The organism is Gillisella vitis (assembly GCF_021559775.1).
Classification (GTDB): Bacteria; Pseudomonadota; Alphaproteobacteria; order Rhizobiales; family Rhizobiaceae; genus Allorhizobium; species Allorhizobium ampelinum.
On record NZ_CP056049.1, the window covers coordinates 487469 to 502368 of the forward strand.

Annotated in this window: 11 protein-coding genes; 2 read left to right on the top strand and 9 right to left on the bottom strand. The window is 55.8% G+C overall.

Annotated features, from left to right (window positions below; genetic code table 11):
* Positions 1–19 precede the first annotated feature (19 nt).
* The 5 genes from AVCG78_RS24160 to AVCG78_RS24180 form a co-directional block, all read right to left on the bottom strand.
* The gene (locus AVCG78_RS24160) at positions 20–3076 is read right to left on the bottom strand and encodes an efflux RND transporter permease subunit (protein WP_174089761.1); all 3057 of its coding nucleotides are present in this window, start codon (positions 3074–3076) and stop codon (positions 20–22) included.
* Positions 3073–4167, bottom strand: coding sequence for an efflux RND transporter periplasmic adaptor subunit (locus AVCG78_RS24165; RefSeq protein WP_156601712.1), 1095 nt, complete (start codon positions 4165–4167; stop codon positions 3073–3075). The genes AVCG78_RS24160 and AVCG78_RS24165 overlap by 4 nt, the downstream gene beginning before the upstream one ends.
* Entirely contained in the window at positions 4167–4427 is a 261-nt protein-coding gene (locus AVCG78_RS24170) for a hypothetical protein (protein WP_071203363.1), read from the bottom strand. Before AVCG78_RS24170 ends, AVCG78_RS24165 begins: the two co-directional genes overlap by 1 nt.
* 575 nt (positions 4428–5002) lie before the next feature.
* Positions 5003–5503 carry an SCO family protein gene (locus AVCG78_RS24175; protein ID WP_071203362.1) on the bottom strand — a complete coding sequence of 167 codons (501 nt, stop codon included), beginning with the start codon at positions 5501–5503 and terminating at the stop codon, positions 5003–5005.
* A gap of 10 nt (positions 5504–5513) precedes the next feature.
* Positions 5514–7076, bottom strand: coding sequence for a linalool dehydratase/isomerase domain-containing protein (locus tag AVCG78_RS24180; protein WP_071203361.1), 1563 nt, complete (start codon positions 7074–7076; stop codon positions 5514–5516).
* A gap of 150 nt (positions 7077–7226) precedes the next feature.
* Between AVCG78_RS24180 and AVCG78_RS24185 the strand changes: the two genes are divergently transcribed.
* Entirely contained in the window at positions 7227–7877 is a 651-nt protein-coding gene (locus tag AVCG78_RS24185; protein ID WP_071203360.1) for a TetR/AcrR family transcriptional regulator, read from the top strand.
* A gap of 40 nt (positions 7878–7917) precedes the next feature.
* Here AVCG78_RS24185 and scpB read toward each other — a convergent pair whose 3' ends face one another.
* Both scpB and AVCG78_RS24195 read right to left on the bottom strand, forming a co-directional pair.
* Positions 7918–8604, bottom strand: a complete 687-nt coding sequence (gene scpB, locus AVCG78_RS24190; RefSeq protein ID WP_071203359.1) for an SMC-Scp complex subunit ScpB — start codon at positions 8602–8604, stop codon at positions 7918–7920.
* A 2-nt stretch (positions 8605–8606) separates the two neighbouring features.
* Positions 8607–9560, bottom strand: coding sequence for a DUF1403 family protein (locus tag AVCG78_RS24195; protein WP_071203358.1), 954 nt, complete (start codon positions 9558–9560; stop codon positions 8607–8609).
* A gap of 198 nt (positions 9561–9758) precedes the next feature.
* On the opposite strand from AVCG78_RS24195, the gene AVCG78_RS24200 reads away from it, so the two are divergent.
* On the top strand, positions 9759–10271 hold the full coding sequence (locus AVCG78_RS24200; RefSeq protein ID WP_071203547.1) for a hypothetical protein: 513 nt from the start codon (positions 9759–9761) through the stop codon (positions 10269–10271).
* Between the two features lie 194 nt (positions 10272–10465).
* Here the strand turns inward: AVCG78_RS24200 and AVCG78_RS24205 are convergent, their stop codons facing one another.
* Entirely contained in the window at positions 10466–13228 is a 2763-nt protein-coding gene (locus AVCG78_RS24205; RefSeq protein WP_234665151.1) for an autotransporter outer membrane beta-barrel domain-containing protein, read from the bottom strand.
* A gap of 376 nt (positions 13229–13604) precedes the next feature.
* Positions 13605–14675 (bottom strand): DNA topoisomerase IB, encoded by a 1071-nt coding sequence (locus tag AVCG78_RS24210; protein ID WP_071584785.1) that lies wholly within the window; start codon positions 14673–14675, stop codon positions 13605–13607.
* Between the last annotated feature and the right edge of the window lie 225 nt (positions 14676–14900).

The window sequence follows — 14900 nt, forward strand, 5'->3', positions numbered from 1 at the left end:
TCCAGTCAGATGCTATAGATTACGAGGTCACTCCGAACCTCGCTTTAAGCCAGACCAGAAGATCATCTAAAAATGTGAACACGACAGGGATGACCAGGAGGCTCAAGAAGGTTGAGGTCAACAACCCACCAATCACGACGATCCCCATGGGTTGACGAAAGCTAGAATCGCCCGCGACGAGGCTGAGCGCTGCTGGTGCCATGCCGCCAGCCATTGCGATTGTGGTCATAATGATCGGACGCGCGCGTTTGTGACACGCATCAACAAGCGCGTCATAACGCGACATGCCTCCCCGGCGTGCTTCAATCGCATATTCCACAAGCAGAATGGAGTTTTTGGAGACGATTCCGATCAAAAGGAGCAGACCAATAACCGCAGGCATCGAGAAGCTGGTACCGGTGAGCACAAGCGGCAACAGGGCCCCGCCAAGCGCCAGCGGAATTGCCATCAGGATCGTGACCGGCTGCAGGAAATCATGGAAGAGGAGGACTAGAACAGCGTAGATGCAGAAAATGCCGATCGCTATCGCCGTCGCGAAACTGTTGAACAACTCAGTTTGACGCTTCAATTCACCCTGTTCGACAAATTTTACGCCTTGTGGCAAGTTTTTATAGCTTGGCAATTGGGCGGCCTCAGCGGTGACTGCGGACAAGCTCCTGCCATTCAGTTCAATTGTGAGTGTGACATTGCGTGATCTGTCGAGCCGATTGATTTCGCTTGGGCTGGACCCAATTGAAATATCAGCGATTGCCCCAAGGGCAACGTTGCCCGCGCTACCCTCGACAGGGATAAGAGATATTGCGTCAAGGGACTGACGGTTTGTTGTGTCCAGCAAGACCCGGATATTGATCTGACGTTCAGGAAGATTAAGCTTGGACAGCGCGGTATCATACGCTCCTGCCGTCGCCACCCGAATAGCCTGAGCAATCGCCTTGGACGTTACACCCAATGACGCGGCTTTCGCCAAATCCGGTTTGATGATGATCTCTGGTGACTGCATGGCGGCAGAGGATGTCACATTGCCAATACCTGACAATGTGCGCAGACCCGTCTCCAGGCTGGCGGCTGCCTTTTCCAGAACTTCGGAGTCATCTCCTGACAAGGTCAGAGTGAGCTGCGTGCCATTGCCGCCAGTGCCTGTTTCGAGGCGGAGACCGGGGACTTTTTCCAAAGCTTTTCGTAAATCCGCTTCGATCTGCGACTGCTTGACATCGCGCTCGCCAATCGGCGTCAGGTTAACAACAATCGTGGCGCTATTGGTGCTGGACGTCGTTGTACTGCTTGCACCGCCTCCAGTGGAGGCCGTACCCGTTGCCTGAAACACCGAGGTAACATGATCAACCTTGGCGATGATCTCGGACGCCTTTCGAGACGCTTCATCCGTTGTCTCAATCGTCGATCCCGTCGGCGTCGTGATGGTGACCTTGGTTTGCGCATCATCAGATGCCGGAAAAAAGCCGGTCGACAAATGGCTCAGGAGCAGAAGCGTGAATGCTAAAAATCCGACAGTCCCCAGCACCGGTATCCAGCGACGCCGGAGCGCCCCTTTCACAAGCCAGAGATAGGACCGCATCAAACGACCGTCTTCTTCTTCTTTTGCAGTGCCAGGCTTCAATATGTAAGCCGCCATCATCGGCGTGACCAACCGAGCGACCAAAAGAGAAGCAAGAACAGCTACAGAGGCCGTGACGCCAAATTGCTTGAAAATGATACCGACCACCCCACCCATGAAGGCGGTCGGCAAAAACACCGCGACCAACGTGAAGGTTGTGGCGATAACCGCCAAACCAATTTCGTTTGCCGCTTCCATCGCAGCATCGAAGGGGCTTTTACCCATTCTAAGGTGTCGTTCAATATTCTCGATTTCGACGATCGCATCGTCGACAAGAATACCAACGACCAAGGACAGCGCCAAAAGCGTGATCGTGTTCAGTGTATAGCCACAAAAATACATGGCGAGGAATGTCGGTATAATCGACAGCGGCAAAGCGACAGCCGCCAGAAGTGTTGCACGCCAATCGCGCAGGAACATCCAGACCACAAGGACCGCGATGACCGCACCCTCGTAGATCATGTCCATCGACGATTCATAATTTTGCTCGGTCGGAACAATCGTGTTGTAGGCTTCTTCGATTGTCACCTGCGGATTGGCAGCGGCAAAGGCTTTCATTGCGGTGCGGACATCGTCGGTGACGGCGATATCTGAATAGCCCTTAGACCGTTTGATCTGGGCGGCAATGACGGGTTTACCATTGAGATAAGCAAGTGAGGTCAAATCGCTTTGGGAATCGGTCACTGTGCCAAGTTCGTCCAGCCTGACCCAACTGCCTTTTGGCAGTGGGACCGGCATTGCGCGCAGTTCATCGGCAGTTTCTGCCGCAACCACGGTACGCACGGACTGGCTTTCACCACCAATTCGTCCTTTGCCGCCAGACAGATAGGTTTGCACGGCTTCAAGCTGGGTATTCACGTCATTGGCGGTTAAGCCCAGGCTGTCGAGCATGTTAGAGTTGAGCTCTACCCTGATCTCTCGATCGATGCCGCCCAATCGGCCAACTTCACCCACGCCTTTGACAGCCATCAGCGCTTTTGACATGTCGTTATCGATGAACCACGACAGTTCCGCATCGTCCAATTTGTCGGAATGCACCACGAAGGTAATTAGAGGAGAAGAGTTCAACGATTGCTTTGAGACCGTTGGATCATCCATATCTTGTGGCAGGTCGCTTTTCGCCTGATCGACTGCGCTTTTCACCTCGTCCAATGCGGCTTGCGTGTCTTTCCCGACCTCAAATGCGACAGAAATGCTGACTGAACCATCAGTGATCGTCGTGGTCACTGAATCCAGCTTGCTCAGGCCGGTCAGTTTGTCCTCGATCTTGCGGGCCACTTCCGTTTCGAGCTGGGCTGCGGCCGCGCCGTCCAGCGTCGCGCTGATATTGATGGTTGGAAGATCCATATCCGGGAAGTTTTGTATGTCGAGACGATTGAACGCCCAAAGGCCACAGGCCGTCAACAATGCAAATAGCAGCAACGGGGGGACAGGGTTGCGAATAGACCAAGAGGAGAAATTCACTTCGATTCCTCCGTCGTTGCCGCATCATTGCTGTCGACAACGTGGACTACAGAGCCATCTGCAAGGAAGACGCCGCCTGACGCAACAACGTCGTCAGTCTTCTCAATTCCTGAAATGATTTCAACACGATCGTCCTGCCGCCGTCCAGGCTTTACTCGCTTGCGTGTCACCGTTTTTTTGTCTGCCGAGTTCAAAATGAACACATATGAGAAGCCGTCCTTGAGGGTGACGGCAGCAGCGGGCACTGTGAGCGCATCCGTGTTGTTGAATTCAAAGTAGCCGCTGGCCAGGATGCCGATCTTTGGGGCATCCATCCCTGGAGTGGGATTCAGCGTCACGTAGACGATCACGCGACCATTGTCGGTTGACATCGAAGGTGCCACCATCCTGACCTCACCGTGCACGTCGCCGCGCGGCGTTGGGATGACGGCTTTTGTTCCGACCTTGACGTCAGCCAGCCGATGTCGGATCAGCTTGAACAACTCGCCACCGGCGGTCACCACATCACCAAGAGATGCGGAGCGCTCGGATATGACCCCGTCGTCCACTGCGTAAACCTTGGTCCTGTCCAAGGTGAGCTGAGATGAAGCCAACGCAGCCTTTGCCGAAAAGAGGGAGGCTTTCGCTTTACGCTCGGTAATCAGATATTCCTTTATCTGTTGGCTTGATAATGCGCCAGAACTTGTCAATCCTCGGGCGCGGTCACCATTCGCTATTGCTTGATCAAGATCGGCTTCCGCTTTTTCAACGTTCGCTTGTTGCTGCTCCAGGTCAGCCTGGGCAGACTCCGGCGCAAACTGCACCAGCAAATCGCCCTTTTTTACGTGTGCGCCAACATCTGCTTTAACTTCGGTGACCTTCATACCGCTGGTCTCTGCTGCAATTGTCGCTTCATGCCACGCGGCAAGTCGACCACTTGCGGGAATAATAACAGGCCATAGCAAAACCGCCGGCTTGACCAAGCTCACGCTCAGTGCTGCCGCTTGATCCGTCTTTTGTTCACCATCCTGGCTTCGGGCGGCGAAGGCGACCATGAAAAACGACCCCAAGGCGAGCACTGTCGCGAGAGACCTGGTAGAAAATTTGCGCATCAATAAATTCCCTTTGCGGAGGTCGGGGCACCCACCGGGGCGGAGAATCCGCCTCCTGAAGACGTGCGGGGAGCGACCCAGTAGCGGACGATGTCGCGCTTGATTTCAATGAGGGTGATCGCTGCAGATCGCGCAGCACACAAAGTTTGTTGGCCGTCAAAGAGACTGATGCCGACAAAGGTCCCATCCTGAATGACCGGACTAAAATGGCGGTGATGGACGTTAGCAGCGGGCTTCGCATGGGTGATCGATGTTTTCACCCTAGGGGACGCCGTCTCACTGCCGATAGCAGTAGCCAAAAGGTCTGACTTATCATGCGTGATCGCAATATCATGATCGACAACGGCGTTGCCGCTTGCTTGCGTATCCGACGGACTTTTTGGTCCCGTCAAACTCAGCAAAGGCTCGGTGACGAAGATTGTTATGGACCTAATAATGGTATTCCGCTTGAATTCGTGGTGCCTCGAGCATTTGGGCGCACTATAAGCATCTTCCTGTTAATGTCATTTAAGAATATGTAAAATTATGTAAATATTGCCGATTAGGTATCTGCAAACCTAGTAATACAGTTGGAAGGGTCCTGCTGCGAAATTTTCGTGCTTAACCGTATTTTGACCAGCGGGACGAATGGGCGCAGGGATCAAATTTCAACATTTTACATCTATGCGGTCAGGATCGAACATAGGTTGATTGACCCAGCATGCCGCAAAAACATAACGCCGTCCGCCGACTTCACATCGGTGAGATTGCGACCACGGCATAGGCTCCCATCGTGACCACTCCCGCCGCGGCTGCCGTTAAGCCGACGCTACCCTGAATACCCTGTTACCTGTGTTCAGGCGACCCGTTCGGTTTCAGCGAGAAGAATGCGGAGACGGTTCGCCATTTGCAGATCATCGACGGTGTCCATGAAATGTGTCAGATATTTGCCGTCAGGCCCGAGCAGATAGGCGAAGGCCGTGTGTGGCATGGCATAGCCTTCTGCATCTTCCGGATCGAGACCCTTGCGGGAAAAGACACGGAAGGATGCCTTCGCGCTGTCTATCGCCTCGCGGCTTCCCGTCAGGCCAGTGAAACGCGGAAAGTTTGCTTCAACAAAGGCTTTCATTCTCTCCGGTGTATCGCGCTCTGGATCGACGGTGATGTAAAGCGGCACGACCATGCGTCGGGTCTCGCCCAATGTGTCCAGCGCCGCAGTCATGCAGGCAAGTGAGCGCGGGCAGACTTTGCGGCAATGGGTAAAGCCGAAATAGACCAGCATGAAGCTGCCGCGATAACTCGCCTCGGTGACAGCATGTCCATTATGATCGGTGAGCGAGAAGCTTCCCTCAAGCATGTTCAGCGCCTCAATGGAAGGTCAGGACAAAGTTTGTCGGTGCGCGAAGGGCGCATTCCAGTCCGAGTATGTCGCCCTCGCGTTTGGCGCCGACGGCACCTGAATGCTTGCCAAGTTCGCTCGCGTTACCCGATAGAACATGCTCACCGTCAGCGGCGAGCGACCAGTCTCCACGGCCCCAGATATTGCCAAGCTCCAGCAGAACCTTGCCGTCGCGATCCGCTCTCGGTGCAAGCGTGAGAACAAGGCTTTTCGCGTCACGCTCGAAGCGTGCACGCAGCACGTCGGCATTGTCCGATATCTCGACGAGCGCTGGCTCCTCGAAATGGGTCTTATCCCAAGGCTCGGCGTAAAGCCTCTCAAGCCCGCCCGGTACGTTAAGCCGTGCGTAGCCCAGAAGCGCATTGCCGGTATGTGGGTCCATTGCGCGGAACAGCCCTTGATCGTCGAAGGATGCGTCATGCCGGCGATAGTGCAGGCCACCGTCGGTCCATGAGCGATGCAGGAACCTGTCGGCATAGGCTAGCATCCTTGAAAGCGAGTCATCATCGCCGACTTCTGACGCGCAAACTGCCGCCCAGCCGAAATCGCGTGCTGAGGTAAAACCGAGGCTGGTTGGAATGCCGGGCGCTTCATTGATCCACAGCGTACCATCCGGCCCCGCCTCACCCCATTTTGCGATCTGTCCGGGATAATGGTGTTTGACCAGTTCCGGGTTCCAGGCGTGCATCAGTGAGCCGAGCCAAAAGTCGATCCAAGGGGCTTCTGTGGGGATGAGGTTCCTTTCGATTTCCTGAACCATCATCCTGAAATGGCCGCGTTCACTGGCGATGCCGAAATCGGACCATGCGCGCTGATAGCCGTCAGTCACTTCCTTCGCGAGCGACCCGCCATACACGAGATCATGAAACCGGAAGCCGAGGATCGGCACCTGGTTGCAGATCTGGAAGATACAATTCGGCTCGCAGGCGATGCCGAAATATCCCTTCTCCACCATCATCCAGTAGAGATGATCGTTGAGTGAGCGCTCGTCATAGACAAACTTCTTGCCCCCCGCTGCCCAGTAAAGGGTCTTGATTTCCATTGTCAGCGCGCCGGGCTGCGCATAGCGGTCATCATTGAAAATATAGTGATAGAGAAGCGACATCGATTGCACATAGGCGCTGTACATGATGTTGTCTTTGATGACCGGGTTCCACTCGACGGGCAATTCGCCCTGCGCGGCATTGATCATACCGTTGCCGGTGCTGATATAATGCCAATAGGTCCAGACATCAGGCGAAAGAATCTTCTCAATCAGTCGCTCAAAAGTCTTGCGGAAGACTCCGGGGGCCGCTGGCAGACGATGCCGATGCGTCAAGGCGAGCGCATAGGACATATAGGCGAGCTGAAAGCGAAGCCCGCCAAAATCTTCCTGTAGGGTCGATTTCGCCTGCATGCCCGACCAATCATCGGGAAGCAGCAAAGAGAGGTTTTCGATGCGGCGCAAATGGCCGATCTGATCGGCGTCAAGCATCGGCATGCGCGCGACATCGAAAGGCTCACTCTTTCGAAGTTCACCGGATATGGCCATCGATTTCCTCCCCGAAATCGTTGAAATGCATGGTTCATGCACGATATGAAGTTGGACATATTTTGTCAATATGAACTATTCGAGTACACTCCTTTGAGTGGGCCACTTACAGCGGGCCGATATAAACTGCCGATATAAACTGGAGAGACCATGGCTGGCGGAACCGCGCTCAGGCGTGCCGAAATCGGGCAAGAGCGTCGTGAAAAGACGAGACAGAAGCTCATCGCTGCGGCGGCGCGCGTCATCGCCGCCAATGGTGACAAGACCGCGACGATCGACGATTTCATAAGGGCGGCGGGTGTTGCGCGGGGAACGTTCTACAACTACTTTCCCACCCGCGAGAATTTGCTGGATGCATTGTGGACGCAAGTTGGCAAGGATCCATTTCTTGAAATCGGCAAGGCTTGCGCCTCAATCAGCGATCCGGTCGAGCGGTTGATTGCACAGGCTTGGCGCATATTGATCCGGTCAGGCGAAGACCAGGCTTGGGGGTGGCTGATCTTCGCGTTGTCCGGCAATGCCGAAACAGTCAACTCTGACCTGCGGGCCTATCCTGCACCTGATCTTAAAGCCGGTTTGAGCGCGGGACGGCTGCATTACGACCATCTGGACAGTGCTCGAGACTTCGTTGTCGGCGCGGTCCGGGCTGGTATGAAAACCCAATTGAGCGGGCGTGGCTCGAGCGAATATGCGCACGACATATGCAAAATGATCCTGCTTGCTCTCGCAGTCCCTACGGAGGAAGCCAATAGGATCATGGGATCTGCCACAAGAACAGGCGTTGGAGTAGCGTCGACTTAATCCATATGGCGACCGACAACCGAATACCTCTGCGCCGTCCCTATTCTTCGTCGCTCTCTGGCTCGCCTGCAATCGGTCCCTCGCGCACAGCATTTCTACTCAACAGGCCGGCATCCTCAAGCGCTTCGATGTCGGGCAGATCACGCAGGGTCTCCATATCGAAGGCGGACAGGAAGTGTTTGGTGGTGACGTAGGTATAGGGCGCACCTGGCGTCGGGCTGCGTGGCCCCGAGGCTATGAACCCTGCGCCCCGAAGCGAAGCAATTGTATCGCGGCTGACCTCCTTGCCGAAGATCTTTGACAACTCGCCGCGGGTAACCGGCTGGAAATATCCCACCGCCATCAGTACCATTGACTCGAACTCCGAAAGCGCCGCCACCCCTCCCCGCGTCGGAGCGGCTGAGGCCCGTATCGCCCCTGCGTAACGCGAGCGGCTTCGGTGTTGCCAACCACCGGCCACCGAAACCAGTTCGTAGGGTCGGGACCGAAGCTCCTCGATGAGGTCGTCGATCAGCAGATCGATGCTGCACTCTTTTCCCACCACCCGCGCCAATGTCTCGCGACCGACTGGCTCGGCAGAGGCAAAGATCACCGCTTCGACCCTCAGCATCCATTCCCGCCAGCGCAGTTCCGGCGGCAGATCCTCCAGCTCCCGATCAAACAGCCGTTCGGCTGCGGCACTCGCCCTTTCCTTACGGGATTGCTTGGCTACAGGGGCTCCGGCCATCGTCACACTCCAAACACCCGGAAAGAGGAGCGGCCGGACAGTTCGCGCACCGCCTCAAAGCTTTCCAGTCGCTCGAACAGCCGGTTGGCCGCCCAGCGGGAGAGACCACTGCCAGGCGCCGAGGCCAGCACGGCATCCTCGTTCAGCAATTTGCGGATCACCGGCTCGGCACCTTTGGTGCGAACCTTCGGCGCGACAGCCAGAAGCCGTGCTGCGCGTCGATTGATGTCGACGGTGGAACGGAGTGCTGCGTCAACCCCATCAACCAGCGCCAGGCAGATCGCCTTTGGATAAGCTGGCTCTCCCGGACGAACGCGACCCCGGCCACCGATCGTTCGGAAGGACGAACCAAAACGTTCGGGTAAAAGCAAAGGAACAGGTCTCGGCCATTTCAGCTTGTGAGCCAGCACAACATCCGCCAGTCCCAGGGTCAGCACCTCTATGTCCGGGCGGATCGCGCACATTGCTGCTATCAGGTCCACTGCTACGAAGGGCGCCGCCCGCTCAGATTGGATCGCAGAATCCACAAGATCCGGAATGGAGGCAAGCCCCTCGTCCCAGCAAAGGTCCAACAGCGCGGTAAGCTCCTGAACAAATGGTGTGGTGATTGCCCCGGACCGGCGCGACAGCATTCGTGTGGCCAAAAACAATTTTCCCGCAGGCCCTGGATCATCACCAGGCGCCGTCAGCAAAAGCGCGTCGCGCAACGCATGTTCGTCCTCGCTACGGCCATCCATTCTGGCGGCGATGGCAGCCGACTTCAGGGCAAGGCGATCACGCCAACAGCCGAGCCAAGGCGGATCGGCCTGTATCAGATCGTCAAGCGATTTCAGAGCGATACCGGCAGAGAATGCAGCGTCGGATTCGGGAATGTCGCGACCGCGCAACGAAGCCCAGCCTGGAAGACGAGGTGACCAGCTCAAGGGCGGCTCTGAGGTGGGGGCGCGCGAATCCATGCGAAAGACGATAGATCAGGGGCGCGGTTTAATCCAGAGAGATCGGCCATAACCGCACATTCTTTCGTGCTGGTTCCAACGCGAAAATCAACATTCGGAACTTCTTGCCCGGCTAAAGGGTTGTGGGGATGTAACAGTCCTCACCTCAATCTGCAGAACATCCAGGTAATGGAGTTCCCCTGTCTGAAAGACACGATCATGAACAAGGTTCTTGCAAGCGCGATTACCGTGGCGATGACATGGATGATGACGGCGGCTGGTGCGCACGCCGACGAGTCTGCTTTCTTGAAAACACTGGCGGGAAGCTGGAGCGGCAAAGGAACGGTCAAGGTGCGCACGAATGCACCCACGATCAATGTCACCTGCAGATTCAAATCGAACACGACGGCGCAATCGCTGGCATTGAATGGACGCTGTACGAGCCTCGTTGTGTTTTCTCGTGCCATCAGCGCAGATTTGAAAATCAACGGTGCGACCTATAGCGGCTCTTACGTGGGGGCCGGTACGGGTGTCGCGGGCTTGAACGGCAAACGCGGAGGAGATGCCATCAACCTTGCAATCAATTGGGCGAAAGAGGTCAATGGTGATCGACGTGCGCAGATGACAATCGAAAAAGTTGGAGCTTCCGGCATGCGCCTGACGACTGTTGATACCGACCCGGCCACAGGGAAGTCGATCGTTACCAGTCGGATTGACCTGCGTCGGGGCTGAGTTCATCCATCGACATTGGTCTAAACCTTTAATGCATACTATCGTGTGATCACAGCAAGCTGAAACGGGTCTGTGAGAGTTGATCAATTCAACGCGGGAACCGGGCCTTTGTGGAACGACAAACCTCGTTAATTCGCCGCGAAAATCAACAACGGTCGTTACAGCGCGCCAAACGTATCGTCGCAATATGGGGTTTAAAAACTCCCCGCCAGATTGACCTGCGCTGCGCTTGACCGCAGGCCTTTGCCAAACTCGCCGGAATAACTGAACGTCAGGCGGGCCGACTTCGAAAGCTTGGCGGAAACTCCGAGTTTTGCCAGCAGAGCGTCCCTTGGCATTTCCACGCCTTCGACGACAAATGGTGTGCCGCCAGAAAACGCGAGGCTGGAATACGGCGACACGTCGCCCTCGATATGCCGCCAGCCCAGCATGCCGGAGACGGCAACGGGTAAATTGTCTTCCGGCCACCTCCAAGACCAGCGCAGGCCGATCGTGGAGGTGGCAATCTCGTCGCTGCTTTTTGCTGCCAAGAGGCCCGCATCGCCGCCACTTTCGCGGAAGGCGTCAGTCTTGAGATTGACGTAAGCGAGGTTGGCGAAGGGCTGGAGCTTGATCGCATCCAGTTCATGCGTCCAAGAGAGATCTGCGAAAACCTGGCTGGTGGCACTGGCATAGTCAGCGGTGAGCTGGCTGGTAATCGTTCCAAAGGAGATATCGCGCAGCGTTGACGCATCGTTATGGGAAAAGATGGCGCCGCCAATGACGTTCAAGGGACCAATATCACCCGTAGCATAGAGACCGGCGTGATAAGACTCTGTCTTCACCTGTTCCAACGAATCATGGCTGTAACCCAACAGGCCGCCTAGACGCCACGGGTCGGAGACTGACGCATCCACTCCCATTATAACGCCTGCGGTGCGCGTCTCGATTCCGGCTGCATTTCCATTCCCTGACCAACGGTTGGACGATAGAAAACTGTTGGTCCAGACCGTTACGTCACTCGTCCGTTGATCAAGATCCAAGGCCATTTGGTCAAGCACCGCGTCGCGTGCAAAACGGCTCTCCCACAACAGCGCGGTTTTGAGCGAGGCATGAACCTCACCGCTCAATTGCGAGAAGGCACTGTTTGCGGTGGAAGAATTCAGTGACAAGACGGCATCGTAAATCGAGTTTCCTGTTCCCAATGCTTCAACGGCAACCGCGGTTGCGCGACCGTTTGCGGTATCCGCGACATCTGAGAATTGCACGCTATTGCGGTCGAGCTGCATGTCTATCGTGGTGACACCATAGGTCAACGTTGGCGTCAGGAACGCGAAATCACTTGAAACGCTGTCGAAGGTGCCAGTGATGCGGCTTGCAGTCAGGATGGTATAGGTGGTTGTCAGCCCGTAATTGCCACCTGCCGCTCTAATTTCAAGCGTTCCCCCCTGTATGGAGACCGTGCCTGTCGCATCCACCCGGTCGGAGGCACCGTTGGCATCGATGTCGACCTGGTAGATTGAGCCAGTGCGAAAGGTCACATCCCCGTCGACGGTGAGCGTTCCTATGTCTCGCCCGGGTGAAAGTACACCGCCTGCGTTGACGAAAAGCTCGCCAATGGTCCCGTTGCCTGACAGAAGCCCGCCGTCATCGATGACGACGGCTCCAGCTACGGTTCCATCGTTGATCAGTGAACCGCCTGAAATCGTGGCCGTTCCATCAATTGTGCCGGTATTGGAAAAGGTGCCGCCAGTGTTTACGAGCGTGGCGATTGTTCCGTCGTTCGATGCACTGCCAGAATTGGCAACCGTGCCTGCCACAGCGCCATTGTTGTTGATGAATTCGCCCGCCGCCTCGTTATCGACATCTGCCAATGTGGCATTGTTGACAACACGACCTCCGCTAACCGTCGTTTTCCCCGTAACAGTACCGCCAGAATTGTTCGTGAAAGTGCCGGCATCATTTTGAAGCGCCGCGACGGTCCCCGCATTGGTAACCGTGCCGGAGTTTCTTATCGTGCCAGCGGTGGCTCTCGAGTTGTTGACGAATATTGCGGCGGCGGCAACGTCCGCATCGGTGATGACGAAGTTATTGGTGACGGTTCCGCCTGTGATTGTTGATTTGCCGGTAATCGTACCGCCTGCATTGTTGGTAAAATTTCCAGCCGTATTGGTCAGGCTATCAATAGTCCCGGCATTCGATGAATTGCCTGCATTGACGACGACACCGGCGGTGGCGCCGTTGGCATTGGTGAATGTTGCATCTGCTCCGACATCGACGTCGTGAAGGGTGGCGTTGTTCGTCACGCTGCCAGCGGAAATATTGCTATCCCCCGTAACCACCCCGCCTGCATCATTGGTGAATGTACCGGCATCGTTCTGTAGGGAGGCAATGGTTCCCGCATTGACGACGGTGCCTGAATTTCTGATTGCGCCGGCTGTTGCACCGGTGTTGTTGATGAAGGCCGCCGCTGCCGCGACATCGGCGTCGGTAACGACGAAATTGTTGGTGACGGTTCCACCCGAAACCGTCGTCTTTCCCGAAATCGTCCCGCCAGCATTATTGGTAAAATTTCCGGCGGTATTGGTCAGGCTCCCGACCTCTCCGGCGTTGGATGCTGTCCCGGCATTGGTAACTGCGCCCGCGGTTGCGCCGCTATTATTGACGAAGGTCCCTCCTTCGGAGATATTAACCTCATCAACAGTGCCGTTGTTGGACAGCGCGGTCCCTGTCTCTACCATGGCGCCACTGAGCGTACCGTTCACGGTGACGTTGCCGTTGTTGAGCGTCAACTGGCCATTGAGGTCGCCATCGATGGAAAGGCTACCGCCATCAAGGCTGACGTTGGAGTTCATTACTCCGCCCGCATTGACGCTAACGCTGCCTGCTGTGATCGTGGTGCCGTTCGTGGCGGTCAATGCACCCGTGTCGGTGATGGTGACGTTTCCTCCACCAACCTCCAGACGATTGACTGTCACGTCGTTTGTAACTTGTGGAGAGCCTGTATCGACATGCGCATCATCGCCTGCCCCGGGCGCCGAAGGGGACCAGTTCGATGCATTGCTGAATTCGTTGTCAGCATTTCCAGACCATGCTGATTGCGCGAAGCAATGCGCGGGCAACACGGTGGAGGCCAGTGCCGTGAACACACATAATCGGCGACGGAATGCTGGCAGCAATGGTTTCATCTCGATCGGCCAACGTTAGCGGACGCCCGTATACATCTACGGGACGGTTAACGATTGTTATCCGAGCTTGGTTAATGAAATCCTCCATCTTCCGTCGGGAGATCATCTTCGATGATTTGGAGTGATCGGTCACGGTGCACAACCGATCTGACGTGCCAGCGTTAAGCTAGCCCTTGGGTAGTGCTTGTTTCTTCAGCCATTTTAGCACTTGGATCTCGCCTTCATCCATCCATTGAAGAAGGCGTTCACTCGTGGTTTTCAACTTAAGGACATCACGAAGCGTACCAGCTTGGAAGTCTTCGAACACGGCGGGATGTATGTAGGAAGACCGACAGACCGATCGGGTATTGACCAGTTTCGCAGCGACTGCGTCGATCGCTGCATTGAGTTGACGGGCCAACTCGCGCTTCGTCGTGGCGGCCTCGGCAGAAGCCAGTGCATCCACTGCCATGCAGGTTGCGCCCCACGTTCTAAACTGGCGTGAACTGAAATCGTCACCTGTCATCTCTCGGATATAGGCATTCACATCATGTGAGGAGATGGGTCTGCATCCGCCTTGATCGCAAACGTATTGAAAGAGATGTTGTCCTGGAAGTTCCTGTAGTTTTCGCACGACATTGGCGATCCGCCGGTCACTATGGGCAAGATTCCATTCCTTGCCGGATTTACCTTTGAACCGAAATTTGAGACTGCCGCCTTCGACGCTCACGTGACGACTGCGCAACGTGGTAAGGCCGAACGACTTGTTCGCCTCTGCATAGGCAGCGTTTCCTATCCTGATATAGAGGTTATCGAGCATCCACACGACCGTTGCCAGTGCCTTGTCGACATTGAGGCCACGGGAACGAAGGTCGATGTCGACCCGTTCGCGCAGGTCAGGAAGTCGGGACGCGAAATCGGCCAGCCGTTCGAACTTGGCCTTTCCTCGCTCGGCGTGCCAGTCTTTATGATAGCGGTATTGCCGACGACCCTTGGCATCCGTGCCGATTGCCTGCAGGTGTGAGAACGGATTCGTCGAGATGACGACGTCTGTGTAGGCGGGCGGTATTGCCAGAGAGGTCAGGCGAGCAATCTCATCAGCCTGGGTAATCCGCCGCCCGTCTGGCCGGTAATAGAGGAAGCCTCTGGCACCCATCTTCCGGGTGATCCCGGGCTCCAAACCAGGACCGTAGACTAGCCCGGAGGTGAGTTTGGCCTCGGTGGCGTTTGCATCGATTTCGGTGACGATCTGGTTCATTCCCAAATAACTATAGAACGGCCTGCGTGTTCCATGATCAGGCTAATGCAGGCGAAGATCGGTGTTTCGCTTGCCGATGCAATGCCAACTGACCAACGACGGGCCCTTCTCAACGCGTGCGATACGTCACGCCTTGGCCTTCGAGGGCGGCCTATATTTGAGCACGGATTTCCCGGCACGCCCGAAATTTGGACAAAATCAACAAAAACCACATTGGTTTTCTCG

Coding starts and splice junctions, on each gene's coding strand:
- AVCG78_RS24210 (WP_071584785.1), bottom strand. CDS start 14,675: ATGAACCAGATCGTCACCGAAATCGATGCAAACGCCACCGAGGCCAAA.
- AVCG78_RS24195 (WP_071203358.1), bottom strand. CDS start 9,560: ATGGATTCGCGCGCCCCCACCTCAGAGCCGCCCTTGAGCTGGTCACCT.
- AVCG78_RS24200 (WP_071203547.1), top strand. CDS start 9,759: ATGAACAAGGTTCTTGCAAGCGCGATTACCGTGGCGATGACATGGATG.
- AVCG78_RS24185 (WP_071203360.1), top strand. CDS start 7,227: ATGGCTGGCGGAACCGCGCTCAGGCGTGCCGAAATCGGGCAAGAGCGT.
- AVCG78_RS24180 (WP_071203361.1), bottom strand. CDS start 7,076: ATGGCCATATCCGGTGAACTTCGAAAGAGTGAGCCTTTCGATGTCGCG.
- AVCG78_RS24165 (WP_156601712.1), bottom strand. CDS start 4,167: ATGCGCAAATTTTCTACCAGGTCTCTCGCGACAGTGCTCGCCTTGGGG.
- AVCG78_RS24175 (WP_071203362.1), bottom strand. CDS start 5,503: ATGCTTGAGGGAAGCTTCTCGCTCACCGATCATAATGGACATGCTGTC.
- scpB (WP_071203359.1), bottom strand. CDS start 8,604: ATGGCCGGAGCCCCTGTAGCCAAGCAATCCCGTAAGGAAAGGGCGAGT.